The following is a 26,557-nucleotide window of genomic DNA, read 5'->3' on the forward strand; positions in this document are numbered from 1 at the left end:
TCCAAATTTATTCTTCTACATCTTTTTCCAGCATCTCATCCAACTCTGCCAGATTCTTTGTAATCTCCATTTCCAGCTCATGCAGATTCGCCATAATCTCCTGTGTAGATGGATACTCTACCGGTACATATTCCACTTCTTTATATTTGTTAATGGAAAGGTCATACTCATTGTCAGCAATATCCTGCTTCTCTACAAAGAAAGACTGTTCCGTTCGTTTTCGTTCTGTCTCCTGATCTCGATTTCGGAATCTCTCTATAATATCCGGTATATCACTTTCATTGATTGGATTGCGTTTATCATCCAGGCTGAATCCATCTGCTTTCATATCGTAGAACCATACTTTATCCGTTCCACCATGTCCGGTTTTCGTAAAGATCAGGATAGCCGTGGATACACCAGCGTATGGCTTAAATACACCGGAAGGCATAGAAATCACCGCCTCCAGGCGATTCTCTTCCACCAGTTCTTTACGGATTGCTTTATGAGCTTTGGAAGAACCAAACAAAACGCCGTCCGGAACGATACAGGCACATCTTCCACCTGGTTTCAGCATTTTCAAAAACAATACCAAAAACAGAAGTTCCGTTTTCTTTGTTTTCGCAACTTTCAGCAAATCCTGAGATACGATATCATAATCAAGACTTCCCTTAAATGGGGGATTAGCAAGAATCAGACTGTACTTTTCTCTATCCGGATTTTGATCAGAAAGGCTGTCCCGATATTCAATATAAGGATTCTCTACTCCATGCGTCATCATATTCATAGCTCCGATACGCAACATAGTCCGGTCCATATCAAATCCGTGAAACATATGATTCATATAATGTTCTTTGTTTTTTTGGTCAAAGAATACTTCTTCCTTCTTGTTTTCTTTCAGGTATTCGCTGGCAACCACCAGAAAACCAGACGTTCCACAGGCCGGATCACAGATGATTTCATCGGGTTTCGGATCCATCAGTTCCACCATCATCTTAATGATATGCCTTGGAGTACGGAATTGCCCGTTTACCCCTGCTGTTGCTAACTTCGATAAGAGATATTCATAGACATCTCCTCTTGTATCTGCCTTTTTCAACTGTGCCATCTGAGCATATATTTCATCCATGGCAGTCACAATTTTATCCAGCATCAGTGGTGTCGGTATTTTAAAGATTGCGTCACCCATATATTTGGCATACGCACTTTCTTTATTTCCATGAAGATTTTTAATAAATGGGAACACCCATTCCTGCATGGTACTGTACATTTTCTGAGCCGGGAAATCATGGAATACGCTCCATTTCAACTGATTGCCGGCAATCCGGCGATCCCCGATCAGGACTTCTTCTGCAAAAATGCTCTCATATGGAAGACCAAGCATTGCGCTTTCTTTGATATGAAGATTATCTGCATCGTCCAGATCACGGATAAACATCAGATATGTCATCTGTTCAATCACATCTAGCGGGTTGGTAAGTCCTCCGGTCCAGAATATTTCCCATAAGCCATCAATTTTATTTTTTAATTCACCTGTTATCATACGATTCATTCTCCCTGTTCCATATATAGGCAGTATAACGACCGCCTCCGATTTTTAATATTTCACCTTTTTTCACCATGTCTGTCAAAGCACGTTCTACCGTTACACGGCTGATATCCGGGCATTTCTCCATAATCTGCGCCCTTGTCATCTTTCCTATGGAGCCGCGGACAATCTCACGGACGCGCTCCGGTTTCGACATCTCGCTAGTGGCTAAAAGCTGTACTCTGGAAGAAAAATCACGATAAGCTGCAACGATCACTCCCAGCATATACCGGACAAATGGTGCATCATCATTTTCCTCTTCATGCCAGTTATAAGAACTCTCTTGCAGGGTTTCATAATAAGTTTCTTTTGTCTGTTCAATCAGCTTTTCAATACTGATATACATTCCCACAATATATCCTGCCCGGTATAACAAAAGCAGCGTCAGCAAACGACTCATACGCCCATTTCCATCATTAAACGGATGGATGCACAAAAAATCCAATATAAACATAGGAATCAAAATCAATGGATCACACTGAGAATCCTTACAGGCATCCTGAAATGCATCACAGATTGCATCAATATACGCCGGCGTTTCCCATGCCGGAACCGGCTGAAACCGTATAGATTTGTTTCCCTGTTCATCCTCCTGTGCAATCACATTATCTGATGACTTAAAACTACCACCCGCATTTCCTGTGAATTTATATAAATCCCGATGGAGCTGGAGGAAGATGGATGGTTTTATGGGTATATAATCATAATTTTGATGAATCGTATTTAACACATCCCGATAACCCGCAATTTCTTTCTCACTTCTTGTTTTCGGCATTGTCTTATCGCGGACAATTTTTTTTAAACGCTCATCCGAAGTATAGATACCTTCGATTTTATTGGAAGCCTCCGTACTCTGGATTTTCGCAACTTCTAACAACTGAGTAAGTGTGTCTGCTTTTGCTTCCACAAATAATGCTTGTTCCCCTTTATATTCATGAATCTGTGCGAGCAAGGCAACAAGATCCGGTTGTAATAACCTTTCATATCTCTTCTTATAATCAAAAGTTCTCATATAATCTCCTCACAAAACCTCAAACTTAACCTATTTACATCTTATCACAAATCATCGTCATAATCAATTTCAATCTCGTCATTTTCTTTATTTTGACGAGATTGATTTGAAAATGACGAGTTAGAATCTGATTTCAAGTAATATTGATCTACGTAATTTTCTCATTACAAAAACTTTTTTCAAAATTACCGAACATTCTGCTTGAGTAACGAAAAGCCGAGTAAACTGCAACCTCAAAGCAACAAAAAAGAGCTTGCCAAAATGGTTTCACTCAATTTAGTAAGCCCTTTTCCGTTGGTTTCAGCTGTACTTTACCAGGGACGCTTCGACCAAAAGTAAATAAATGCCTTTTAGCTGAAGCACCATTAACATCACCCTAACATCACAGCAAAAAAGAAATCCCAAGAACGCCCATTTTACAAGGATTCTTGGGATTTACTAATTATTCAAATTCCTTTGCGGACAGCATTTCATGACACGCAAAGGCTGTTATTAGAGACTTACGCTTCGAACATGTGTTCTGATTTTGTACTTTTCGCACAGCTTATGAAGAAATAAACTCCAAAATAACTCCATTCTACTCTTTGTTATTTTGTTGTTCTTCTCTTGCGTACAGGAGATCCAATGCCTGACATACAACACCACTCATGCTCTGATAGTGTCTTTCTGCATACTCAACAAGTCTCTGTTTTTGTTCTGGAGTCACCCGTACTCGTATGTTTTCTTCTTTGCCATCTTTTGGTGTTTTTCTAGCCAAACATATCACTTCCCTTCCACAAGTACAGTTTACTACTGATTACTACAAAATGTCAATCTGTTTTTGTTATTTATATATATATTCCCTTGGACTAATCTTGAGATATCTTGGACTAGTCTTGGACTAATTTACTTCTCACTCCTGTAGATCTTTATCTACAATCTCCCAGTAACCATTCTTTGGAGATCCATGTCTTATAAGAATACCATACTCTTTTAACTTCTTAATATTGTTCTCAATATTTCGACTGGCAACCCCAATTTTTTCAGCTAACTTAACTGCTGATAATTGATGATCTTCTGAAAGTAACTTTATAATCTTTTGCTGTGTATCGTTGAGGTCTGTTCTCCACACTACCTCCGATGCTTCTCCGATGCTTCTCCGATGCTTCTCCGATGTTTCTCTGATGTTTTCTTTTTCATTTGTCATCGGAAATGAATTACGGAACAGCTCTACCCGAAACATATTATCGAATTCCTGAAATCTCGGCTTCAAAAGTCCATACTCTTCTGCTGCATTAAGGATTCTTTTTATTCCGCTTCCCCATGCCTCTACAAGTCCCATCTGACTGAATATATTGGCAATGCCTTTATTCCGGATCTTCGAATGACCATTCATGACTTCCTCATAAGTCAATCCGTTATATAATCCACCCGGAGAAGTCACCTCCAGTCTGTCATCATAAACTGCGACCTGAATACAGGATTCGTCTAACAGGTTACGGTGACAATGGGCATTAATAATCATTTCCCTAATTGCTTCCGGCGGTAGCTCATATTTCTCTTTTCGCACCAATCCATCAATCGTTGCTCCAAGCCGAATATTTCTCAATACAAAATCTACTGCTTCTTCGATTTGTGTGTAAATCGGTCCTGTAAATTCTCTCTTATCCAGAAACACTGCACGATCTGTTCCCTTGAATACCGCACATTGTGTTTTAGAAAATGAGAAATAATCTGATGTCAGCAATGCATAGGCATTCGTTGCCAGAAGCTGTCCCTCACTCTGCTTTAAGATTTTCCAGTTTATCAGCTGCTCTTTCTTTACAGAATGTTCTGACATTCCTGCTTTCTTCCGGAACTTTTCGATATCCAGACAAAGTTTCTCTGTTGCTTCCTCTGAAACAGGATAACCCACACAAGTAAGCTCATCCCATGAGATTCTGGCACCTTCCATTTCCAGCTCTTTTATCTTCTCTGGAAATGCCTGTCTTGATGTACCTGCTACACGGATATAAGTGCCATTATCTTTTCCCTTTGATTTCAGATAATATGGTCTATTCTTTCCTGCTTCTACTGATACAACAATAACTGTTTTCCCATTTACCGTCTGCGGCTCAATATCAGGAATGATCTGCGGCACACAGGAATCAGAAACTGCATTGGCAATTCCATCCATCAGCTGAAACAACACATCATTTTCCACACCAACAATCTGGTGTGTTTTATCATCTACTCCAACAATCAGCTTGCCACCTTGTGTATTGGCAAAAGCTACGATTGTCTTCATGTACTTTTCACTTTTATCAGGTAAGGATACCTTGTACTCAATATTTTTCGATTCCCCGGAAAACATAGTATCTTCTACCATTCTTTCACTCCTACTCTATACTCGCACCACTGGTACGAATAATTCTATTTCCAGAGCAATCTTCTCTGGATCATTAACACTATTATACGTTCTATTCTTCTTTTCTATCAAGCAAGAAAACAAAACAGTTCATTTCTTCTTACCATTTTCTTCTGTTCTTTTTTGATGCCAGATAAAGTCTCGTCATCTCATCCATGAAAATAGTTTTGTCCTCATTGGTCATAGTTCCACTGGCAAATAAAGCAGCTACCTGTTCAAGAATCTGCCTTGCCTGTTTAGCACCAGCATATTCACTTGGCTCATCATTACCCAAGCACACGGTTTCATTATCATTCATAAGATAAGAAACCTGACACTGAAATGCATCTGCCAGTTTTTGATATAAACTACTCTGCTTCGGATATCGTCCTTCAACTTCCCAAGATCGAATTGTTCTATGAGAAACGCCCACCATATCACCCAGCTTTTGTTGAGTCATTTTTTTCTCTTTTCTCAACTTCCTAATTTTATCACCAAATGTTGTCATAAGTATACATCTTTCTCCTATGAGTTTTGTACATGCTTTATTTTTCTAACCACAATAAAAGTATATCATTATGCAAATAAAAAGAGAACCCGACATCACAAGCAAATTTGATGATGCGGGTTCCCTCTTTATAGATCAATACCTTTTATTTTTTCATCTTATGATCCGATGGCAATCTCACTTCTTAATGACAACTGTGGCTTCCACATCCATGCTCGCCACATGTATGTCCTTCCCCGTGGTTGTGCTCATGATGAGAACATTTCACATCCGGATTATACTCAAGTGTTTCATTGATAAAAGCTTCTACTGCTTCATCCGCATCTCCGGAAACTCCTCCGAAAAGCTTGATGCCTGCTGCCGCTAACGCTGTCTGTGCGCCGCCTCCAATTCCGCCACAAATCAAAACGTCTGCATTCAATGCATTAAGAACTCCTGCCAATGCGCCATGTCCACTTCCATTCGTATCTACTACTTCTGAATGTACTACTTTTCCTTCCTCTACATCGTAAATCTTAAATGTCTCTGTGTGTCCAAAGTGCTGGAAAATCTGTCCATTTTCATATGTTACTGCTATTCTCATGATACCTTCTCCTTTTTCTGCTGCATATTTTTTGTAAATTTCCTGTTTGTAACATCCTCCAAAGCTGCAGTTGCCGCTCTGACCGTCACAGATTCTGAAATCTCCGCCCTCAATTTTGAGTGGATGCCCGTCGATAAGTGCATCTGCGATCTTTTTCCTGGCGATCTCGTAAATTCGCTGGACCGTTGTTCTTGCGACTTGCATAGATGCTGCACACTGCTCCTGACTGTAACCTTTCTTGTCCAAAAGACGGATTGTCTCGTACTCATCTACCGTTAGAACAATGGGTGTTTTTTTCTCAGTATCATCTGCCGGAAGAAATTCTAAAACATTGGGGAAATGACAGACTTTTCTGCATTTTACTGGTCTCGGCATAAACTGCTCCTTTCTCGCTTTTCTTATATAATAGCCCTATAAAAGGCATATGTCAATAATGTTTTTGACATATGCCTTTTATGAATCACCTTATAGTATTACTTCTTTTCATTATTTTTTAATTTACAGATACCCTGCGTCATTGTTCCCATTGGACAAAATGTACACCAGGTTCGTGGCTTATATAACACCATTACGATCAACCCTAACAACAAAGATGTAAGCATCAAACTATAAAATCCAAAACTAAACTGTGCCACCCAATCAGCTACTGTTCCGGCAGTGTATGTCCATCCCCACGGAACACGGAAGGTCCAGAATAATTTGATGGCTTCACGCAAGGATGATGATCCGGCACCAACTAAATATGTCTGAAATACCATATTCCCAAACATTGTAAGGAAAAATATCAAAAAGCCGTATCGGAACCATTTTGAACTCATCCATCGCGGGGTTGGTTTATTTCTTGAGCATTTTAAATCCCCACCGAGCTTACTAAAAAGCTGGCCACGTCCACACAAATGATTACAGAAAAATTTATTTCCACCGAATATCGCTATTCCTAACGGCAACAGGAAATCAATCATCCCAAACCAAGCAAACAAAATATTAAAAAAACCGAGAGCAAAATAAAGGATCGCCCATATCCATAAATAATCATACCAATGTTTCTTTTTCTTCACATCGCTGTCCTCTCTTTCATTTCAATACAACCTGCCGGACAGGACTTTGCACATTTTCCACATCCTACACACACTGTTTCTTCTACCACAGCATAACATCCATGGTAAACTTTGACAGCTGCCAGCGGACAAGTATTTTCACATACTCCGCAGACAACACATCTTTTTTTATCGACACTTGCCATTCTTTTTGCCAATGCTTTGTTCCCCTTTCAAATTTTGTATCTCTATTGTACCTGAAAAAGGTAAATCCTTCTGTGATATTATTACATAAGAATTTACCTTGAACGCTAATCATTACAATGACATATTTTTATTATACATTACCTTTATATTTATATATGATGTTTAGAATTTCCTCAGTTGTTCGAATAATTTCTTTTTGTTTTTCTTTCATTGTTATAGATTTGCTTTCTTCTTCAGCTAACGAAGAGTAAAGGTGAATGGTATTAGCATGATTCCATATCTCATCGTAAATTTTCTCGATTTCATCAGCACTCCGAAATGCCTGGTCTGTTTGCATTTGCAAGTGTTCTCGTTGCTCTTCCAGATGATTCATCCGTTCTTGTAACTGATCCCTTTCTTTCTGCAATCGATCATGTTGTGCTTGCAGTTGATCTATTTGTATTTTAATTTCGCTCATCTTTTCTTTCTGTCTCCGCATAAGCATCATCAAATATACAACTACAACTACAAATACAAATAATAGTATTATGTACAGCATAAACTTCTCCTCACGACACATATATTTCGACGGTTTTCCGCAAATCAACTATTGATAATGGCATAGAAAGAACAGTTAGTTTTCCTGAATTCTTTTTAATTTCAACAGCATCAGGATTGCCTGTGATTAAAATTACAGGTGTTGTCCTGTCCGCACGCCATGGCTGATTCGGTTGGCTCGTCATATCTTCGGTAACAATCCAAAGATCCGGCTTATGTCTGCCTAATCTTGTTTTAGCACTTTCCGGTGTGTAAAACAGCATGATCTGATCTGAAATAAATTGCAATGTTTCTTTTAATCCTTTTGCATAACGTTCACTGCCACAGACCAGTGCAATAATAGAAGCAGCTTTCTTTTTTTGTGTTACCTGAATAAAATCCAAAACTGGTGTATTATAGAGACTAAAGTCTTTTTCCAAATGAACTTTATCATAATAATTCTTTGCTGCCTTGCACATCCTCAGACAAAACTGTTCTATGTCTATACGAATATCGTTTCCGTTCTCCTGTATGTTCATACTTTCCAACTGACAAACTGACATTCCACAGTTTAGTCCAAGATGAAAGCGTATATTATTTTCATCATTCAAAAATCCTTTATTTTGATGAAGATATTCACATCGAAGCTGCCAACAGCGTTCTCCGCAAATATATGGCTTTTCATCGGATTGAGATAGTTTAAAGTAGTCCCCTGCATATTCATCAAACCAGCGAATATACTGGGTTCCCACATCACGGGTCGGATTCTTTTGCCGATCCAGCATAACCCGGCCATCTCGATAATGTTTAACAATTTCCGGGAAAGCAATACCTCCGCAAATATCTGGCAAAGTCAATGCCAATGCCAGTGCAGACTGCCATCGTCTATCTACAATATTCAGTTCTACTTCTTCAATTCGGTCCAAAAATGTAAAACTGACATCTCCCTGCATTATTTATCCCTCCCTCATATTCACAACAGTCATGTACTATAGTCAGTATATTTTTATTTATGGCATATGTCAATTATGTAATTGACGCATCTAAAAAAAGTAAGTATACTATGTTCGTAAAGGAGATAACTGTTATGAGCTTCGAAAATTATTTTCCACTATGGAATGACTTAAATACAGCACAGAAAAAAGTAATTTCAGACAATTTGATTACACGGGATGTAAAAAAAGGAACGATCATTCACAACGGAAACCTGGATTGTACTGGATTATTACTGGTTAAATCCGGGCAGCTTCGAACTTACATACTTTCAGATGAAGGACGAGAAATTACACTTTACCGCCTGTTCGATATGGATATGTGTCTTTTATCCGCCTCATGTATCATGCAGTCCATTCAATTTGAAGTAACCATTGAAGCAGAAAAAGATACTGATCTTTGGATCATCCCTGCTGAAATCTATAAGGACATCATGAAGGAATCGGCTCCCGTCGCAAACTATACCAATGAATTAATGGCTAGCCGTTTTTCTGATGTCATGTGGCTGATTGAACAGATCATGTGGAAGAGTTTGGATAAGCGTGTTGCTTCATTTCTTTTAGAAGAGACCTCTATCGAAGGAACAAATGAACTGAAAATCACTCACGAAACTATCGCAAACCATCTTGGTTCCCACAGGGAAGTGATCACTCGAATGCTTCGATACTTTCAGGGCGAGGGTCTCGTCAAACTCTCACGCGGCAAAATCACCATCCTTGATTCGAAAAGACTGGAAACACTACAAAGATCATAAAACTGTTTTTCTATGACATCTAAAGAATCCTCCATTTATCAGAATTGTGAAAGTCATTCTAATAAATGGGGGATCTTTTTACGCTACAAGTAAATTATAAAATTATTGTGATTATTTTTTAATAATCCATACCACATGCATATGCCCTTTCAATCAGCGCACGGTCATTAACCACTGCATCATAGAAGCGGAATCCACCGGAGAAGTTGTATGTTTCATAACCGTTTCCTTCCAGAATACGGCTGGCAATGTAGCTGCGCAGACCACTTTGGCATATCAAGTAAACAGGCTTTCCCTTCTCAATTTCATTGATACGTTCCCTTAGTTCATCTACAGGAATATTTCTGAATCCATCCATATGCCCCCTGTTAAACTCACCTACAGTTCTCACATCCAGCAATACAACACTTTTATCTTTAGAAATCTTATCCATATCTTCCAGATGCCATTGTTTTAAGGTACCTTTTGCTATATTGTCTATCATGAATCCTGCCATATTTACAGGATCCTTGGCAGAGGAATACGGCGGTGCATATGCAAGATCCAGATCTTTCAGCTGGGTTGCCTTCAGCCCTGCATGAATTGCTGTTGCCAGCACATCAATACGTTTATCAACTCCTTCATATCCAATAATCTGAGCACCAAGCAAACGATAAGTCTCTTTTTCAAAAACCACCTTCATGGTCATCACTTTTCCACCAGGATAGTAACCGGCATGACTCATAGGAGAAAGAATTACTGTATCTACATCTAATCCTGACTTTTTGGCATTGGTTTCATTGATACCTGTAGTGGCTGCTGTCATATCAAATACTTTGATAACGGAGCTTCCCTGACTGCCCAGGTAACGGCTGTCACCACCACAAATATTATCAGCGATGATCCTGCCCTGCTTGTTGGCTGGTCCGGCCAAAGAGATCAGCGCATCATCACCCGTAACATAATGTTTTACCTGAACTGCATCACCTGCTGCATAAATATCCGGTACAGAAGTTTCCATTCTGTCATTCACTACGATACTTCCCTTGATGCCAAGTTCCAGACCAGCTTCTTTTGCTAATGCTGTGTCTGGTGTAACTCCGATTGCCAGCACCACCATATCAGCCTGAAGGGATGGATTATCTTTTAATAGAACCTCTACTCCATTGTCCTTTTCTTTAAATCCTTCTACTGTATAGCCCAGTACCAGTTTTATCCCATGCTTTCTCATTTCATTATGGATCATGGATGCCATATCCGGGTCAAATGGGTTCATCAGCTGCTTAGGCCGCTGGACAATTGTAACATCCATGCCAAGCTCCCTCAAATTTTCTGCCAGTTCCAGACCAATAAAACCGCCACCTGCCAATACAGCCGATTTTGGATGATTCTTATTTATATATTCCTTTATCCGAAAAGTGTCTTCTACAGTACGAAGTGTAAAAAGTTTATCCATACCTACTCCGGGAAGTCTCGGCTGTGTTGGCTTTGCACCTGGAGAGAGGATCAGCTTATCATAGTTTTCTTCAAATATCTCACCATTCTCTAAATTTTTCACTGAAACCGTTTTTCGTTCCGTATGTATGGAGATAACTTCATGATGAATTTTCATGTTAATACGGAATCGTTTAAAAAAACTCTCTGGTGTCTGTAGTGTAAGTTCTTCCGGGTCTGTGATCACGTCTCCGATATAATATGGAAGCCCACAATTCGCATAGGATATGTATCCGGATCTTTCAAACACAATAATTTCTGCATGTTCATCCAATCTTCGTATTCTTGCTGCAGCTGTAGCTCCTCCGGCTACACCGCCTACGATTATTACCTTCATCTTATTTTTCCACCTTTCCTGAATAAGCAGCAATGCCACCAATATTATTTACTTTAGAATATCCCATTCGTTGCAACATCCCAGTTGCTTGACGACTTCGGGCTCCGGAATAACAGTATACAAACAGCGGTATTTCTGTATTCTTCACTACCGAAACAACATTGTTAAGTTGTTGCAATGGCACATTTTTACTTTCTGGTATATGCCCTTCCTGATATTCCTGCGGCGTACGAACATCCAGCAGAACTGCACCAGCAGTCTTTTTATATTCCTCTATCCCTTGATTAATATTCGCCTGTTTTAAAAAATCAAAAAATCCCATTAACGCACCTCCTTAAAGCATCTCTAAGATTGCCTTCTTAGGTCTTGCCCCTGAAACTTTTGTTACAATCTTCCCATTCTTCATAACCACCAAAGTTGGAATACTCATAATACCAAATTTACTTGCCAGTTCTGGCTGCTCATCCACATTGATCTTTCCAACTTTGATATCAGGGCGTTCACTTGCTATCTCCTCTATGATAGGAGCCACCATACGACAAGGAGCACACCAAGGAGCCCAAAAGTCTAAAAGAACGGTTTTCTCGGAATCCATTATTTCATTCTGAAAATTATTTTTATTGATATTAATAGCAGACATTTTACAGTCCTCCTTGTTTTTTCTTTTGTGGCTTTATTATAATCTGAAATTCATTTGTTTTCTGTGATATCATCACATTATTATCATGATTAATTTTTAACTAATTTATTTTTTCATCTTATGATCTGATGGCAGTCTCACTTCTCCGGTCCTTTTCTTCATAATAGAATTCTGTGTTTCCATCTGTGTTGGAATATAATCGCTTTCCTGCAGAAATGCACCAGCCGCCTCAGCATATGATTCATATCCAGCTGCTTTCATCCTCTTTAACATTTTTGCCAAAGCACTTTTCTTGTCTCTACTTACCTGACGTGTGCTGATGCCCAGTTCCTCTGCTGTTTCCTTAACCTGTTTTCCCATGATAAAATAATCGCTCACGATTTTCTTTTCTTTCTCTGTCAGATCACTGAAGAGTTCTTTGAAGAAGATCTCAGTTGTGATATCCGATGCAATATCACGTCCACTATCTGCGATAAAGTCTGTCGCACAACCGTTCTCTGATTCTAATCCACAAAATAATACTGTATTATTTCTCTGATGCTGCTGATCGAACATATAATGTTCCTTATTATAAGAAATATTAAGAACTTCCAGCTCCTCTGCAGTAATATTAGCGTATTTCACCTTCTGGTATCTGTCGTAAAATGTGTATTTTCTTTTTTCCATGATTGTTCCTCCGATTTGTCGTTTTTGTTGATTTGTGACAAATCGAAAATCATGGATATCTGGCATAATGCCTGCCTCTTCCCTGCATCTTGATATGCTCTTCCTTTCCGGCATCTACCTGTTAAAAAGGAAGCTTTTTCAAATCTGCAACCTGTTTTTGGGTATAAAAAAAGGCCATGCCCTTCCGGGCACAGCCTGACGCCTTATAATTTGAGAAAAGAAAAACCTCCGCAAACATTACGTCTGCGAAGGTCTATTTCTCTCAGCATATCAATTCTAACATGCACGTATTTTCATTGTAATACCATTCACATGCCAGTTTACTGTCAGTTCACTGCCACTTTACTTCCACTTTTCTTCCAGTTTATTTCCTCCATCTTATTCTGTATCTTTTCCGGTCGTGTAAATGCCCAGAGCATTGTTGCATACAACCGGATTGCTTTCTTACGGTTTCGATAGTAAGTGGTGCTTGGCATATCATCCAGCATCAGCATCACATCTTCATTGGTATTTCCTGCTTCAAAATATCTATATTTCAAAAGCCGATAATACAGCTGTCCATTCTTTGGATAATCCCTCAAAGCTATCAGGGAATCTCTCATTATTTCCAGCAAACAGAGATTCATATCATTATTCAGAAGCTTTTCCTGAATTCTGCGTTTCTCTGCAGTCGCATCGAAATCTACCAGATCATATAACATTTCCTTCAGATGCTTCCCTTCTTCTGCATACATTTCATAATCTATATCCACAAGATTCTTCTCAATACGGAACATTACCTTGGTATACTGACTCAGCAATAATTCCGTATTCTTATAAGCATCCTCTGCCACTTCTTCCATATTGATAAACATATCCTGTATTCTCTGCATAATTGTCCTCCTTCCCGACCGCTTCCGCAGCCAGACCAATCATTGTATTGTTTGTTCCATTCACAGTCTGTCACTGTCCTAACATCTCTTCATGCAGATTCCGCAGAAATATCCGCTGTGGGATAGCTTCTATTTCTGGCTGACCGGCAACTGTATGATCTATTGAAAGCAATCGGTTCTCACGGGAAAGGATGTATCCCCGACTGCTGATGTTCTCATCGAATATCTATCTCTCCAAAGGGGGCCCTGATTCAGGGCTCCCTTTGGAGCACGTTACAATATTTTGTATTACAACTATTTTGTTCGTTTAAACATTGTAGCTTTATTGTATCTTGATTTCTTAACATTACCGTTTGCAATATAAACTCTTTCCACATTTTCAAATGGTTTTTTGCCAATAGACTGACCAAACAATCTACCAAGCTTTGCCCGATTAACATTAGGCTTCCCCTCTTTTGTCATCGGAATATTGCGAAATGTTTCAGATGCATCATATAACTCGAATTCATCATTGATATTTAATGTTGAAATATATTCTTCTATTTCTTTAAAAACAATATCTTTAAGTGCAATATAATCTAGTGTTTCGCTATTCTTTGTTTTATAATTTTTTTTCAATATTCTAATAATAATTTCTGATACATTAACACCTGCTTTTTTAGCATCATTTAACAACACCTCTTCCAGTTCCTTTGGAATGTAAACCTGACATCTCATATTATCTACCTCATTTTAAAGCTCACATCATCACTACCACATTTCCAATGATACCAAAAGTAAAGCTAGTGTCAATACTACTTTTTAAATCTATTTACGTTCCATAAACCATCTGTAATTTTCTTCATAAGTCAGATGACAGATTTTCCCGCCCACCTGACAGGTATAACGATATCCGGTTCCACCAGCTTTTCGACTGGCACAACGCTCCGGTTTTGAAACCTTATCAATCGCATACTTACGTCCATCTTCCCAGACAAACGCTGTAGGGATCAATTCTCCTTCCCGGCTAAATACCGCCAGGACATCTACATACACTTTAGCTGTCATTACAAAACACCTGCTCTCTCCTATCCATGAAAATATGCTTGTGGATGAACCGTATGTTCCTTAGCATTCAGCTGTGCCAGTATCTTATCCTGATACATAAATGCTCTCTGAATACTCTGATAGCCAAACCTTCCACGGATCTCATCTACCACCTGGTCCATCTTTTTGATTTTTTCTCTTTTTGTTTCATCCATAAATAAATCAAGCTGATAAGGCATCTCTTCTGATACCAGATCACATCCTCGAACACCAAGACTACGAATCGGATGTTCCCAGTTATAATTTTTCTGAAATAACTCAAATGCAGTTCTGGCAATTTCTTCTGTAAGATTACTTGCCCTGTCCAGCTTGCACTGTCTCGTGAAATGATACAGACCATTATCCCGAATCGAGATTTCTACTGTCCTGCATTGAAAACCATTTTCACGCAGCCTGGCTCCTACACTCTCTGAAAGAGCCATCAAAATAATCTTGACATCCAATTCACTAACAAGATCTCTTGGCGTTGTTGTGCTGTTCCCGATAGACTTGATTGGTGCTTTATATCCTTCTACCGAAACTGGAGTTTCATCCCATCCATTTGCAAAGGTATGAAGTACCAATCCCATCTTTCCAAGATATGTTTCTAATATAGAAGATTCTGCTCCTGCCAAATCTCCAATCGTACAAATGCCAAGTTTCTTCATCGTCCGTTCAGTACTTCGTCCGACCATAAGTAAATCTCCTACTGGAAGTTTCCATGCAATATCCTTGTAATTGTCTTTGGAAAACTCTGTAATGGCATCTGGCTTTTTATAATCAGAACCGAGCTTTGCAAATATCTTATTCCAGGAAACACCAATACTTACGGTAACACCTAGTTCATATTTAATCCGACTGCTGATCTCTTTTGCAATCTTCATTCCGTCTCCCTTGACAGAAGTGCTGGCAGTTACATCCAGCCAGCTTTCATCAATCCCAAATGGTTCTCTCTGATCTGTGTATTCACTGTAAATCTCCTGTGCCATTCTGGAAAACCTCAAATAAAGATCCATGCGAGGCGGTACAAAAATTATTTCCGGGCAAACCTGCCTTGCCTGCCACAATGCCATACCTGTTTTTACTCCGGCTCGCTTTGCAATATAATTCGCAGTCAGCACAATTCCATGTCTTGCTTCCGGATCGCCCCCAACTGCCATCGGCTTTCCGGCAAGTTCCGGATGATGCAACATCTCGACACTTGCGTAAAAGCAATTCATATCTGAATGAAGAATTGTCCTGCTCATAACATTCACCTACCAGTCTAAAAATCGTAATAAAACTTCTTTGCTTCATATTGACTTTGTGAAGTTTTTGAATTATAATTTCTACTAACTTCACGAACATTTGTTTGTATTTTATACGTGATAATGAACTCTGTCAATAGTTTTTATAAAGTTGATGAAGTTACGATTTCAAAAACTTGGAAAGGATCCCACTATGAATTTTTCAGACAAGATTAAATTTCAACGAGAACAGAATCATCTGACGCAGAAAGAACTTGCAGAACTGGTCGGCGTATCACAGCGTGCAATCGCAGCTTATGAAAGTTCCGGCACCATCGCACGAATCTCTACTATGAGAAAGCTCGCTCATGCATTAAATGTCTCTTATGATTATTTAAAACATGACGAGATTACAGATCCTTCTTATGGAATTGAAAAAATGGATTATATTGATGAAGTCAATGGACAGCTTGGTGAAAAAGGAGCCAAGGACATCAATGAGATTCTCGAAGCCAACCGTGCTCTTTTCGCTGGTGGCGAACTTGACGAAGAAGCAAAAGATGCTTTCTATCAAGCTGTAACCAAAGCATATCTTTCCTGTAAGATGGAAGCTAAAAAGACATTTGGACGGAAAAAGAAAAACACTGAAACGGAAAGTGATTCATAGGTGTCCGTATTTTCGTACAGCACTTTTGCTACTCTATACTTGTAGCAAACTATCTTATGAAATATCGAGGTGTTTTTATGAGTTCAAAATGTATAAGAGACACTGTTAATAAAGTAAAAACAAAATATCAGGAAAGTGATCCGTACCGCCTTGCAGCCGCTATGCATATTATTGTTAAGAAGCTTCCGCTTGGAACTGATCCAAACTGTTGTAAAGGCTTCTGTATGCGGGAATGTCGAAAGACCTGCATCGTCATTAACAGCGATCTGCCGGAAATCATACAGCAGATTATCCTGATCCACGAGATTGGGCACGCACTCCTTCATCAGAAAACCCTTCAGATCAAGTGTTTTCATGATTTTGAATTATTCGATGGAGTATCACAATGTGAATATGAAGCGAATTGCTTTGCCGCTGATTATCTTCTGGAGGATGAAGATGTCCTGGAGATGCTTAACGCTGATATGTCATTTTTCCAGGCTGCAGCTGAACTGAAAGTTCCACCGGAACTTCTTGATTTCAAATTCCGAATGATGAAACGTAGCGGTGTTCAGATTGTAGATTCTCCGATTACTTCCAACAGTGACTTTTTAAAAGATATCCCTACTTCGGGAATAATAGAAAATTACTAAATATGCTATTTTTGAAAAAGGAGATTTTTGAAAATGATCAACTTAAATAAACATAGAATAGACTTTGGAAAAGGGGATGTAGGCATTGGTGTCATCGGTAACACTACAGATTCCGCACAACTGGCATTTTATAATCAGAGTGCACGTCCCATCCATATACTCAAGAATCCAGATCAGAATCCTGGGTTCGAACCCATGGAATTTAAAGAAGAACCTTTTATCATGAGCTTCTCCAATCCTGAAAGCATTGATGCAGTTATTTCAATTTTACAACGTGCCAAATATATTAATTTCACTTCCAAAAACGAACCGCAAAAAACAGAATAGATGAATGATGTATCTTATAAAGAATGGCTGTCTTTTCTCCAATGAGCAGGCAGCCATTTCTCATGTAATTCTTTAATACAAGTCTCCCACATATCCATCTGCTTCCAGATGCATATAGCACTCGTCCACCTTCTCTGATTCCAGAATCCGCAAAACGTGTTCCATACCTGTAGCAAGTTCTTTTGTTTTTAACTCTTCCAGCGGAATCCAATAAACTCTTCCTTCCTCAGAACTCTTTAATTCTCCGGTAAACTTATCCGCTTTATACAAGGTAATAACATAGTGCACTCCGCTCTTATGCCAATGATATAATCCTCCAAGCTTCGGTGCTTCAACCGTAAGTCCTGTTTCTTCCCAGACTTCCCGAATCATAGATTTCTGAAAAATCTCATTTGCTTCTACGTGACCGCCTGGAAAAGTTGTACCGGTATAGCTATCATTTACTTTATCCAGAGCCAGTACATTCCCTTTATGATCCTGAATCATACACATATTCATAAAACAGACCTTCTCAATCTGACTCTCTTCTTTTTCATTCAGAGATTTTCTGACACGTTTGTTGATATCCGATCGTTTGGATTTATAATGCTTGAAGACCTCTCCATACGGAATCCAGATTTCTGCATCTTCAATTTTTTCATAAACAGAATCCACCACTTCTTCCAGATGTTTGTCACTCGGAAAAGTACATTTTTTCATATAATAATCTCTGGTTGCCTGAAACATCCATTCCGCAATCTTTTCTTTCTGCTTCATTTTTAACTGGGAATACTTCTTATTCGTTTGCAGTAATCTCCCATCTATCATCTTATGGTTTTTCCGTGACATCGGTTTGACCTCTTTTCTTCTTTTTCATTCAGATTTTACTATACCACAGAATCATGCTTGCGTCATACTTCTGAGCTTCGATGTCCTCTTTTTCTTCTCTCAGTACCTTATTTATAGAGGGTTCTTTTTTAAGACTCTCTTCCGGCGGCTGTGCCACCGGTAAATAGCAAGGACAGGAAGTGTATATACACTTCCGGAAAACCAGCAATTTAGGGAACCCTGCCCTAAATTAAAAACACAGAAGTCACTACTTCGAAGAACCAAAGAAAGGAGAATCTGCCTATGGCAAAGAGAAAAAGAAATATACAGATTTTGTTTTGTGTTTCCCCAGAAGAAAAAAAGCTTATTCGTAGAAAGATGATTGAATCAAAGACAAAAAATATGGGAGCTTATCTTCGTAAAATGGCAATCGACGGTTACATCGTCAACACCGATACCACTCCACTGAAGAAACAGTATGAGGAAATGCATAAGATCGGTGTGAATATTAATCAGATTGCCAAAAAAGTAAACAGCACCGGTGATCTGTATCCGGAAGAAAAGCAAGAATTAAAAGAGATGGTGAAAGAATTATGGCGTATCTTAAGATCTTCCCAATTAAAGTAACAGACAAGAAAGCTCTGGACTACATCACGAATCCAGATAAAACAGATGAAAAACTGTTAGTTTCCAGTTTTGGCTGTTCCCCGGAAACTGCAGATCTTGAATTTTCTATGACAAGAGAAATGGCAAAAAAGAATGGAATGGACAAAGGTGATAACCTGGCATTTCATCTGATCCAGTCATTTAAACCTGGAGAAGTTGATGCCGAAACTGCCCATCGCTTAGGGCAACAATTTGCAAACGAAGTACTGAAAGGAAAATATGAATATGTGATAAGCACCCATGTTGATAAAAATCATATCCATAACCACATCATCTTTAATGCAGCAAGTTTTGTTGATCATCACAAGTATGTTTCCAATAAGCGGAGCTACCATAAAATCTGCCGGATCAGTAATCGTATCTGCCATGAAAATGGACTTGCCACCAGTATGCCAACCGGAGAAAAAGGCAAAAGTTATAAGGAGAACATGGAATATCATCGTGGCACCAGCTGGAAAGCCAAGCTACGTGTTGCAGTTGATAAAGCAATCTGGACTTCCATCAACTATGAGGAATTTTTACAAAAAATGCAGTTAGCCGGATATGAAGTCCGACAGGGAAAACACCTGTCCTTCTGTGCACCGGAACAGAAAAACTTCACTTATATGAAATCTCTTGGAAGCTATTATTCAGAAGAAAATGTCCGCATCCGTTTGGCAAAAAACCGTAACAAAATAAAAGCTCCAAGGCATCTGTCCAGAGAAGCTCGCCTGTATATCAATATCTCCACTTATGTTACGACCGGCAATCGAGAAGGATTTGAACGATGGGCAAAACTAAATAACCTGAAAGAAGCGGCACGCACCTTCAACTATCTTTCCGAAAATAACCTGCTGAATTATGAAGATTTCCAACAGCATGTTTCTGATGTTGATGCTTCTGTTAAAGCGGCTGATCAAAGAATAACGCAAATCAACAGTGAGCTGAGCACACAGAAAATCATTCAAAAACACTGTGATTCTTACCGTCTCTGCCGAAAAGTGATTGAAGATTGCAAATCTGCTAAAAATCCAAAAGCATACCGAACCAAACATCAAGCAGAATACCAACTGCACGATTCACTAAAAAAAGAGCTTCAGGATCTCGGTGTTACCAAAATCCCAAGCTCTAATAAAATCCAGAAGAGGATAGAAAATCTTGAATCTGAACAAGCTGCTACTGTCCGGGAAAAACAAGAATTGCAGAAAAAGCAGAAGACACTGAATATCATTAGACAGAATTTCACAGCACTACTTAATGCTCCGGAGATGCAAATTCCCATATCAGAAAAAGAGCTAACTCTCTAAAAAGAAGGAGGTACCTACTTTAACGGTGCCTCTTGCTTTTCGTCTAATCTATTTATATCTTCCTCTTTATGCAATTTCCCATATTACAGTTGCCGTATCAATAACATTAATATCGTCTGCCTCAATATCTATATCATATGCTCCCGGTGCACTCATTTCACATTCCGTACACTCCATTAATCTCATTTCATTCAATGGCTTTGTTACAAAATCTATCTCTCCCCAAGAATAATCAATTGCCTGTATTTCACCCAATTTCACATTTGCTGCTGTTGTAAGCACCTGTGCCTTTTGAATGGAATCCTCGATTGCTTTATGTAACAGCTCATTTTTACATTTTTCTACATCTGCCACTGTATACTCAATAGAAAACTCTGGCCTTAATGAGCTATGAGCCAAAGCGTAAAGGACTTGCCCTAATCTTTTATTATCAGCTGCAAACTCTATTTTCATATGGTGATTATACTTATAACCTTTAAATCTTCGCTTCCAGCTCTTATCTCTGTCCTGATAGCTTTCATATTCTGTATCGACATTAAAATATACTGTTTTAAGGTCTTTTCTCTGAAAACCAAGTTTCTCAAACAAATCCTTGAGAAGCTCTGTATCTTCTGTTGACCTTCGGAGAGTATCTTCATATTCTTTGCAAAGTTCTTCCTTGTTGACATATAACCGGATTTTATCCGGCTTTACTGCTATTTTCCCTTTTCCTGTAACTTTAATTGTTCTCATCATCTTTGCTCTTCCTTTCATTCTCATTATATTCATACCCATTGATTAAAAGCTCTATCATCTTCTTTGTCATCTGAATATACTTACCAAACGGATTAATCACAATTCCATTCACCTGTTCCCAATTAAGTGCCAGACGAAGTATTGATTCAATAGACTGATTCATCTGCACATTTCCAGCAGAACCCTTATGCATCTCTTCAGAAGATGTAAATACTCCAATCCATTCTTTTTCATCAGAATCTTTTACAGTCTCTATTTTAAGTCTTACATCATGGTCAAGCGAAATCGTGTCACCAGCCTTTACTTTACTTATCTGTTCTTCCGACATAAAAGGATTTTCCGTGATATATGGAACAATAACTTCTCCTGCCTGCTGCATTCTTGTTACCATAACTTCCATAAATAACAGCATTCCATTTTTATCCTGCTGAATATAATACTGGTCGATTGCTGCCTCAATCATCTGATTTGCCTGTGTCTCATCCACTTCATCTGAATAAGTATCCACGCTCCTGCCAAGTACATGATCAAATTCATCAAGAACATCCGTCATCAGTCCCTTATCAATCCGGCTTTTACACTCTGCAATCAGCACAGCTGGGATCCCATAAAATGCTTCTGCAATACTTCCTGTAATAGCACCAAGCGTATCCGTATCTCCACCAAGTGATACTGCATTCCGTATGGCATCCTCAAAATCTTTGGATTCCAGAAATGCGATGATTGCCTCTGGTACTGTTTCCTGACAGCTTTCAACATGATGGTAGTAGGTTCGGATATTATCCAATGTTCTACTCAGATCATAATGAAATTCCCTCTCGATATAAGTTTTGATTTCTTCTTTTGAAGATCCATTCCTTGCCATATATATTGCACTTGCAGTTGACTCTGCACCCTTTATACCTTCTGGATGATTATGTGTCACATTCGCTGTAGCTCTAGCTACCTCTCTGGTTCTTTCCATCGAATCATAAAGCCAGCCTACTGCTGACACTCTCATGGCTGAACCATTTCCATAGCTTCCGTATGGCTTCGGATTATTTTCTTTAAGCCAATGTCTGAAGCTTCCACCATAGCCTGCATGTGGATATCTTTTTCCCCAATCCTGCATATTGGATGCTACCGCATCTTCAATTTTCTTTACTGCTGCTTCCGGTCCGACTGCCAGGAGAGCTTCTCCAACTGCTATTGTCATAACAGAATCATCTGTAAAGCCACAGCCTTCACTAAACAAATCAAAATTCTTTGTTTTATCACCTCTGTCAAACTCAAACGGACTTCCTATAATATCTCCTAAAATTGCTCCGTACATATATGCCTCCAATTCCCGGATTACTCCGGCACCTCTCTTTCTCTGTTACAATATGAGTATAATTAAAAGGCATGCGTCATAGACAGGCTTTGTCTTTTGATAGGTGGAAACATTCTTGATAAGCACCGCCATTTCCGCAAGCCGCTTTTCGGCGTTCTTCAATGCGTCTGCCGCCTGTCCGCTTTCCGCTGCCATTTCCTCAATCCGGCTGACTAAATCCGCGTACTGCTCAATCTTATGTTCCGTCAAGAAATTCATTGTTTTAGCTGCCTGTTTCAGATTGTGGATTTTCGCCCACTGTTCATAGCCCTTACTCTGCGCTGCCTTGATACTGTTCTCAATGTCGATAAGCAGCGACACGCCGCGCTGCTCTCTGGGAGCTTTCGCCACCTTTGTCCGTCTGCCCGCTATCCGTTCCCTTACGGCTTCCTCTGTATAGTCTGCGCCGAGGGTTTTAAGGCGGGTGAAGCGTTCCTGTCCGGGGGCGCGGCATGATACATATTTCCCCGGCTTTATCTCATAGCCCGCCGCCTGTAACCGCGTTAGCAATTCCTCAAAACTGGAAACTTGGGGGATAAGCGCGTCAACAGTGGTTTTCAGCTTGCCTTTCCAACTTGTACCCGTCTTTTCTGCCTGGTACTCCGCATAGCTCTTTCCCTTGCTGCCCTTGCCGGGGACGACAACGGACAAGCCATTTTCCCGGCACAGCTTGTCGCTCATGTTCCGTATGCCGTAATAGCTCCTTTTGTTGGAATTGTATTTATGGTGGTCTACAAAGTTCACCGCGCAAAAAATGATATGGTTATGGACGTGTCCTTTGTCAATGTGCGTCGTGAGTACATACTCATGCTGCCCCTTTGTTACCGCGTCGGCAAGCTGCTTTCCGATTTCATGGGCTTTCTGATAATCGACTTCCCCCGGCTCAAAGGACTGTATCAGATGAAAGGCTAAATTGTTCCCCTTTTGGAGTGCTTGCGACAGGGTATATTCAAACTCAATATCTGCCGTTTCATAGGAGCAACCGAAAGAGGACACAAGCATTTTCCCGTCCGTCTTGTCCGGGTTTTCGATATAGTCAAGGGCTTTGCTTAGAGTGCTTTTAATAGGCTTAATCTTTGTAACCGCCATATCTCCGCAAGCACCCCCTTTATTTCCTCTATGTCCTCTTGGTATGCGTTCCCCGTCGCGTTTACGCGGCGTGCTATCTGGTTGACGTTGACACCGATTTTCTGTATCTCTGCGGTCATAGCCTTTATATCGGCGTGGTCTATCTGAATGATATACCCGTCAATGGCAATCTTCCGCAGATACGCCGCCATGTTCCGGGTGGGTACGAGCTTCATTTTTTCCAGTATTAAATCCCGTTCCGCTTCCGTCACTCTGAATTTGATTTGCACTGTCCTTTTGCGTCCGTCCATGTGTTCGCTCCTTTCCTTTCCGTTCCGAGGGTTTGGGACACTTCCCAACAAGCAATTTTCAACCGACGCGCCGCAGCGCGGGAGGGCGAAAATACGGAAGTGGTACCCGCTTCCTATGCTTGCTACGAATGTTTTTATCCTTTAGGCTCTTATCACCTACTACGGAGAAAAAGCGATTTTGCCAAACTTACGCAAAAGAAAAACGCTGCAACCTCAAAAAAGATTACAACGCTTTCTAAATCCTGTTCAGTTTTAAGTCGGACATTCCTATTCGCCCTCTTTTTCGACTTCGGAAATCTCCTTTGCCGTTGCGGTTACAATCCGTATGCCTGTATCGCTCATACCGTCAAGAAGCGCGTCAAGCTGCCGCCGCTGCGTGTTCTTCTCCGGCGGCGTTTCTAAAAGGAATTGGTCTACGGATATATGGTAACGCTGTATCAGCTCAAAGAATATCTGTAAACTTGGGTGCTGCCCCTTGTTCTCAATGTTCGCAAGGTAGCGCGGCGAGATAAACATTTCGTCGCCTACTTTCTTGCGGCTCTCCTTGCATCCCTCACGCGCTGCCTTTATCGCTGCCCCAAAAGCCTTAAAGTCGTATCGTGGTACTGGTCTTTTTGCCATAGTTATTCACCCTATTACATTTTACTGTTCCCCTTTCTTCTTGGATATGTCTACGTAGTTCTATCAGTTAGCCAAAATAATTCATATATATATATGTTGACAACAAGCTGCTTTTGTATATAATATTATATAAAAGGGGGTGAATGTTTATGTTACATAGCATGCGTATTCGATAAGCATTGAAATCAAAAAAGATTTTTCCCATTTTCAATATGGGCTTTTTTGTCATGCTTATTTTGCGTATGCTATACAACAAAACTAACGACGTATAGACATAGTATAAAAACTATGCCTTAATTTTGTTGTAGTATTATATGTATAAATGCAGGTCAATGCTCATGTTGAGAATTGACCTGCATTTTTTTGCGCAAAAGGAGAAATATTATGCTTGAAAAATATTGGATAAAATGTCCAATTTGTAACGGAAAGACGAGGGTTCAAGTATTTTATAATACGGTATTAAGAAATTTTCCTCTTTTCTGCCCTAAATGTAAATTAACGCATATCGTTGATGTTGAAAAACTAGAAATCATAATCAAAAACTCTGAAAAACAAACTTTTTAATTTTGAAAAGGAAGGATATTTAAATGAAACACTTACCTAAAAGTACACCTACGGAAATATTGAATGACCCATACGGATTTACTTACAAAGAAATGTCGGAAGTAATTGGAGAGGATAAAGCAAGAGCCTTATATACGGAATTGTATAAACAGCCATTTCACAAAGAAAATCTATCAATATCAACAAAAAAAGTCTATAAAAGTAGCGATACTGAAAAGTATGTTTATGAATTGAAAGATAACAGGTATATTGAAACGGTTTTTATTAAACGGCGAGATGGTGGGACTGTTTGCGTAAGTACGCAAGTTGGTTGTTCTGTTGGCTGTATTTTTTGTGAGTCCGGACGCAATGGTTTTGTTCGTAATCTAACACCGTCTGAAATTGTGCAGCAGGTTGTATTGATACGTCAAAAAGTAAATCGTATCGTTTTTATGGGAATGGGAGAACCTTTATTCAATTACGACAACTTGATTGCAGCAATCCATATTCTTCGAGATAGAAATGGACTTAACTTTCCAACCGACGGCATTACCGTATCAACAGTTGGTCCAGTTAATCAATTAAAAAAATTGCGCGAAGAACATCTAAAAATTCAGTTGACAATATCTTTACATGCAGCAACACAGGCTGCGAGAAACTGTATCATTCCTCATATGCACATGTACGCTATTGAAGATGTTGTTAAGCAAGCATTGTCCTATTCTCAAAGGCATAATCGAAAAGTGGTATTTGCGTATTTGCTTTTACCAGGTATAAATGACCGTTCCTCAGATATAAGGCAACTTGCAAAATGGTTTAAGGGCAAAAATGTTATGATTAACGTGCTGCAATACAACCCGACGAGTAATTCAAAAATTAGAGCACCACAAAAACAAGAAATGGTTGCGTTCAAACATCAATTAGAGCAAACAGGACTTGAAGTTACCATGAGAGTTTCTCATGGTAGAGAGATTAAAGCAGCTTGTGGACAGTTAGCTAATACATATAATAAAGCCAAAAAACAACAGAAATAATTTAATTAAAAGAGCCAGACGCACAGACGCAGAGCCGATAATATGCAGTTTGAAATACTGCTGTTATCGGCTCTTTTTTGATTTTAATTTGTGCCCCTAATAACCATATTGGAGCAAAATCAGAACTGTTGCTTGTCGTTCTTTGATTTCCGCAGCAGCTTTGAAAAATCAAAGCCGCCGTTTCTTTTTATCTTCTAATGAAATGACGCGGTATCACTGTTGAAATCGGCGGCTAAAGGAGGTAGCCGCCATGAAGCAAAAAGCATATCGACAAAATCCGACAGTTATTGACTTATCAAAAAAAGCCCGCCCACCACCGGGGGAAACTACGCTTATATATATGAACTGTCTAATCATCTGGATACTGCTTACAATGCCTATGCGCCCGTCCGGGCTTTTCGGACGGGCGCATTTTGTACGTTCAAAAAATTTTTGAAGAAATTTCAAAAAATCTTCGGCGTTTTTGAAAAACGCCGTATTGCCCCGCGAAAAGGGGGGAAGCACCACCAACTTTCCAACGAGAAAGGAGGTGAGAATGTGGAACCTAATAGCAGGGAGTTTTAGAAGTCTGTGTATTGCTCCCTCACGACTTCAAGCAGACAGCCTTGAATGGGGATAAACAGCTTGTCCATATAGGTCTGGTCGGATTCCCTGCAACGGCAGAACTCCGTGTAGGATAATTCCACAT

At 39.5% G+C, this 26,557-nt stretch carries 32 protein-coding genes and 1 pseudogene; 9 read left to right on the forward strand and 24 right to left on the reverse strand.

Annotation, left to right across the window (positions count from 1 at the left end):
- Window positions 1-7 precede the first annotated feature (7 nt).
- The 10 genes from Selli1_RS14655 to Selli1_RS14700 form a co-directional block, all read right to left on the reverse strand.
- Window positions 8-1,522, reverse strand: a complete 1,515-nt coding sequence (locus Selli1_RS14655; RefSeq protein WP_281873680.1) for a class I SAM-dependent DNA methyltransferase — start codon at window positions 1,520-1,522, stop codon at window positions 8-10.
- Entirely contained in the window at window positions 1,509-2,579 is a 1,071-nt protein-coding gene (locus tag Selli1_RS14660; RefSeq protein WP_087166879.1) for a Fic family protein, read from the reverse strand. Before Selli1_RS14660 ends, Selli1_RS14655 begins: the two co-directional genes overlap by 14 nt.
- 577 nt (window positions 2,580-3,156) lie before the next feature.
- Window positions 3,157-3,336 (reverse strand): hypothetical protein, encoded by a 180-nt coding sequence (locus Selli1_RS14665; RefSeq protein WP_028086473.1) that lies wholly within the window; start codon window positions 3,334-3,336, stop codon window positions 3,157-3,159.
- Between the two features lie 135 nt (window positions 3,337-3,471).
- On the reverse strand, window positions 3,472-4,926 hold the full coding sequence (locus Selli1_RS14670) for an RNA-binding domain-containing protein (protein ID WP_114001563.1): 1,455 nt from the start codon (window positions 4,924-4,926) through the stop codon (window positions 3,472-3,474).
- A 139-nt stretch (window positions 4,927-5,065) separates the two neighbouring features.
- Window positions 5,066-5,452 (reverse strand): helix-turn-helix domain-containing protein, encoded by a 387-nt coding sequence (locus Selli1_RS14675; RefSeq protein ID WP_044924454.1) that lies wholly within the window; start codon window positions 5,450-5,452, stop codon window positions 5,066-5,068.
- A 184-nt stretch (window positions 5,453-5,636) separates the two neighbouring features.
- Window positions 5,637-6,410: a NifB/NifX family molybdenum-iron cluster-binding protein gene (locus Selli1_RS14680; protein WP_073106964.1), complete on the reverse strand. Its 774-nt coding sequence runs from the start codon at window positions 6,408-6,410 to the stop codon at window positions 5,637-5,639.
- Between the two features lie 98 nt (window positions 6,411-6,508).
- Window positions 6,509-7,093, reverse strand: a complete 585-nt coding sequence (locus Selli1_RS14685) for a 4Fe-4S binding protein (protein WP_114001564.1) — start codon at window positions 7,091-7,093, stop codon at window positions 6,509-6,511.
- Window positions 7,090-7,290, reverse strand: a complete 201-nt coding sequence (locus tag Selli1_RS14690; RefSeq protein WP_227239497.1) for a 4Fe-4S binding protein — start codon at window positions 7,288-7,290, stop codon at window positions 7,090-7,092. The genes Selli1_RS14685 and Selli1_RS14690 overlap by 4 nt, the downstream gene beginning before the upstream one ends.
- A 119-nt stretch (window positions 7,291-7,409) precedes the next feature.
- Window positions 7,410-7,736 carry a hypothetical protein gene (locus Selli1_RS14695; protein WP_222891074.1) on the reverse strand — a complete coding sequence of 109 codons (327 nt, stop codon included), beginning with the start codon at window positions 7,734-7,736 and terminating at the stop codon, window positions 7,410-7,412.
- 91 nt (window positions 7,737-7,827) lie between these two features.
- On the reverse strand, window positions 7,828-8,748 hold the full coding sequence (locus Selli1_RS14700) for a response regulator (RefSeq protein WP_114001565.1): 921 nt from the start codon (window positions 8,746-8,748) through the stop codon (window positions 7,828-7,830).
- A 110-nt stretch (window positions 8,749-8,858) separates the two neighbouring features.
- Here Selli1_RS14700 and Selli1_RS14705 point away from each other — a divergent pair, with 110 nt between their 5' ends.
- Window positions 8,859-9,542 (forward strand): Crp/Fnr family transcriptional regulator, encoded by a 684-nt coding sequence (locus Selli1_RS14705; protein WP_114001566.1) that lies wholly within the window; start codon window positions 8,859-8,861, stop codon window positions 9,540-9,542.
- Between the two features lie 118 nt (window positions 9,543-9,660).
- Here the strand turns inward: Selli1_RS14705 and Selli1_RS14710 are convergent, their stop codons facing one another.
- From Selli1_RS14710 to dinB, 8 genes are all read right to left on the reverse strand, one after another.
- Window positions 9,661-11,352 carry an FAD-dependent oxidoreductase gene (locus Selli1_RS14710; protein ID WP_114001567.1) on the reverse strand — a complete coding sequence of 564 codons (1,692 nt, stop codon included), beginning with the start codon at window positions 11,350-11,352 and terminating at the stop codon, window positions 9,661-9,663.
- 1 nt (window position 11,353) lies between these two features.
- On the reverse strand, window positions 11,354-11,674 hold the full coding sequence (locus Selli1_RS14715; protein ID WP_028086465.1) for a rhodanese-like domain-containing protein: 321 nt from the start codon (window positions 11,672-11,674) through the stop codon (window positions 11,354-11,356).
- A gap of 12 nt (window positions 11,675-11,686) precedes the next feature.
- Window positions 11,687-11,992 (reverse strand): thioredoxin, encoded by a 306-nt coding sequence (trxA, locus tag Selli1_RS14720; protein WP_028086464.1) that lies wholly within the window; start codon window positions 11,990-11,992, stop codon window positions 11,687-11,689.
- A 105-nt stretch (window positions 11,993-12,097) separates the two neighbouring features.
- Entirely contained in the window at window positions 12,098-12,658 is a 561-nt protein-coding gene (locus Selli1_RS14725) for a sigma factor-like helix-turn-helix DNA-binding protein (RefSeq protein ID WP_171030321.1), read from the reverse strand.
- 326 nt (window positions 12,659-12,984) lie between these two features.
- Entirely contained in the window at window positions 12,985-13,530 is a 546-nt protein-coding gene (locus tag Selli1_RS14730; protein WP_026650125.1) for a hypothetical protein, read from the reverse strand.
- A gap of 294 nt (window positions 13,531-13,824) precedes the next feature.
- Window positions 13,825-14,247, reverse strand: coding sequence for a hypothetical protein (locus Selli1_RS14735; protein WP_095906916.1), 423 nt, complete (start codon window positions 14,245-14,247; stop codon window positions 13,825-13,827).
- 90 nt (window positions 14,248-14,337) lie between these two features.
- Window positions 14,338-14,577, reverse strand: a complete 240-nt coding sequence (locus tag Selli1_RS14740) for a hypothetical protein (protein WP_095906917.1) — start codon at window positions 14,575-14,577, stop codon at window positions 14,338-14,340.
- Between the two features lie 20 nt (window positions 14,578-14,597).
- Window positions 14,598-15,842 (reverse strand): DNA polymerase IV, encoded by a 1,245-nt coding sequence (gene dinB / locus Selli1_RS14745; protein WP_095906918.1) that lies wholly within the window; start codon window positions 15,840-15,842, stop codon window positions 14,598-14,600.
- A 193-nt stretch (window positions 15,843-16,035) separates the two neighbouring features.
- On the opposite strand from dinB, the gene Selli1_RS14750 reads away from it, so the two are divergent.
- The 3 genes from Selli1_RS14750 to Selli1_RS14760 all read left to right on the forward strand — a co-directional run bounded on the left by Selli1_RS14750 (window position 16,036) and on the right by Selli1_RS14760 (window position 17,447).
- Window positions 16,036-16,488: a type II toxin-antitoxin system RelB family anti-toxin gene (locus Selli1_RS14750; RefSeq protein WP_095906919.1), complete on the forward strand. Its 453-nt coding sequence runs from the start codon at window positions 16,036-16,038 to the stop codon at window positions 16,486-16,488.
- 77 nt (window positions 16,489-16,565) lie between these two features.
- On the forward strand, window positions 16,566-17,120 hold the full coding sequence (locus Selli1_RS14755) for an ImmA/IrrE family metallo-endopeptidase (RefSeq protein WP_055182584.1): 555 nt from the start codon (window positions 16,566-16,568) through the stop codon (window positions 17,118-17,120).
- A 33-nt stretch (window positions 17,121-17,153) separates the two neighbouring features.
- The gene (locus tag Selli1_RS14760; protein WP_026650130.1) at window positions 17,154-17,447 is read left to right on the forward strand and encodes a hypothetical protein; all 294 of its coding nucleotides are present in this window, start codon (window positions 17,154-17,156) and stop codon (window positions 17,445-17,447) included.
- Window positions 17,448-17,519: 72 nt separating this feature from the next.
- Here the strand turns inward: Selli1_RS14760 and Selli1_RS14765 are convergent, their stop codons facing one another.
- Entirely contained in the window at window positions 17,520-18,275 is a 756-nt protein-coding gene (locus Selli1_RS14765; RefSeq protein WP_049946956.1) for an 8-oxo-dGTP diphosphatase, read from the reverse strand.
- A gap of 282 nt (window positions 18,276-18,557) precedes the next feature.
- Here Selli1_RS14765 and Selli1_RS14770 point away from each other — a divergent pair, with 282 nt between their 5' ends.
- Both Selli1_RS14770 and Selli1_RS14775 read left to right on the forward strand, forming a co-directional pair.
- Window positions 18,558-18,881 carry a MobC family plasmid mobilization relaxosome protein gene (locus Selli1_RS14770; protein WP_026650133.1) on the forward strand — a complete coding sequence of 108 codons (324 nt, stop codon included), beginning with the start codon at window positions 18,558-18,560 and terminating at the stop codon, window positions 18,879-18,881.
- Window positions 18,848-20,206 carry a relaxase/mobilization nuclease domain-containing protein gene (locus tag Selli1_RS14775; protein WP_114001569.1) on the forward strand — a complete coding sequence of 453 codons (1,359 nt, stop codon included), beginning with the start codon at window positions 18,848-18,850 and terminating at the stop codon, window positions 20,204-20,206. Before Selli1_RS14770 ends, Selli1_RS14775 begins: the two co-directional genes overlap by 34 nt.
- Before the next feature lie 66 nt (window positions 20,207-20,272).
- Here Selli1_RS14775 and Selli1_RS14780 read toward each other — a convergent pair whose 3' ends face one another.
- From Selli1_RS14780 to Selli1_RS14800, 5 genes and pseudogenes are all read right to left on the reverse strand, one after another.
- Entirely contained in the window at window positions 20,273-20,941 is a 669-nt protein-coding gene (locus Selli1_RS14780; RefSeq protein ID WP_114001570.1) for an SIMPL domain-containing protein, read from the reverse strand.
- On the reverse strand, window positions 20,925-22,253 hold the full coding sequence (locus tag Selli1_RS14785) for an ADP-ribosylglycohydrolase family protein (protein WP_114001571.1): 1,329 nt from the start codon (window positions 22,251-22,253) through the stop codon (window positions 20,925-20,927). The genes Selli1_RS14780 and Selli1_RS14785 overlap by 17 nt, the downstream gene beginning before the upstream one ends.
- A gap of 72 nt (window positions 22,254-22,325) precedes the next feature.
- A pseudogene (locus Selli1_RS14790) lies at window positions 22,326-23,381 on the reverse strand (relaxase/mobilization nuclease domain-containing protein); the annotation flags it as partial.
- The gene (locus tag Selli1_RS14795; protein ID WP_002569185.1) at window positions 23,342-23,671 is read right to left on the reverse strand and encodes a plasmid mobilization protein; all 330 of its coding nucleotides are present in this window, start codon (window positions 23,669-23,671) and stop codon (window positions 23,342-23,344) included. The gene Selli1_RS14795 and the pseudogene Selli1_RS14790, both read right to left, overlap by 40 nt.
- Window positions 23,672-23,938: 267 nt before the next feature.
- Complete coding sequence (locus tag Selli1_RS14800) at window positions 23,939-24,292, reverse strand: helix-turn-helix transcriptional regulator (RefSeq protein WP_002569186.1); 354 nt, start codon at window positions 24,290-24,292, stop codon at window positions 23,939-23,941.
- 384 nt (window positions 24,293-24,676) lie between these two features.
- On the opposite strand from Selli1_RS14800, the gene Selli1_RS14805 reads away from it, so the two are divergent.
- From Selli1_RS14805 to Selli1_RS14815, 3 genes are all read left to right on the forward strand, one after another.
- Window positions 24,677-24,856 (forward strand): cysteine-rich KTR domain-containing protein, encoded by a 180-nt coding sequence (locus Selli1_RS14805; protein WP_002588768.1) that lies wholly within the window; start codon window positions 24,677-24,679, stop codon window positions 24,854-24,856.
- A 23-nt stretch (window positions 24,857-24,879) separates the two neighbouring features.
- A complete protein-coding gene (gene rlmN, locus Selli1_RS14810; RefSeq protein ID WP_002569187.1) occupies window positions 24,880-25,869 on the forward strand; it encodes a 23S rRNA (adenine(2503)-C(2))-methyltransferase RlmN in 990 nt (329 codons plus the stop codon).
- A 250-nt stretch (window positions 25,870-26,119) separates the two neighbouring features.
- Window positions 26,120-26,305 (forward strand): hypothetical protein, encoded by a 186-nt coding sequence (locus Selli1_RS14815; RefSeq protein ID WP_009243795.1) that lies wholly within the window; start codon window positions 26,120-26,122, stop codon window positions 26,303-26,305.
- Window positions 26,306-26,557: the final 252 nt, after the last annotated feature.

It is taken from the genome of Sellimonas catena (genome assembly GCF_027924685.1).
GTDB classification, from domain to species: domain Bacteria; phylum Bacillota; class Clostridia; order Lachnospirales; family Lachnospiraceae; genus Sellimonas; species Sellimonas catena.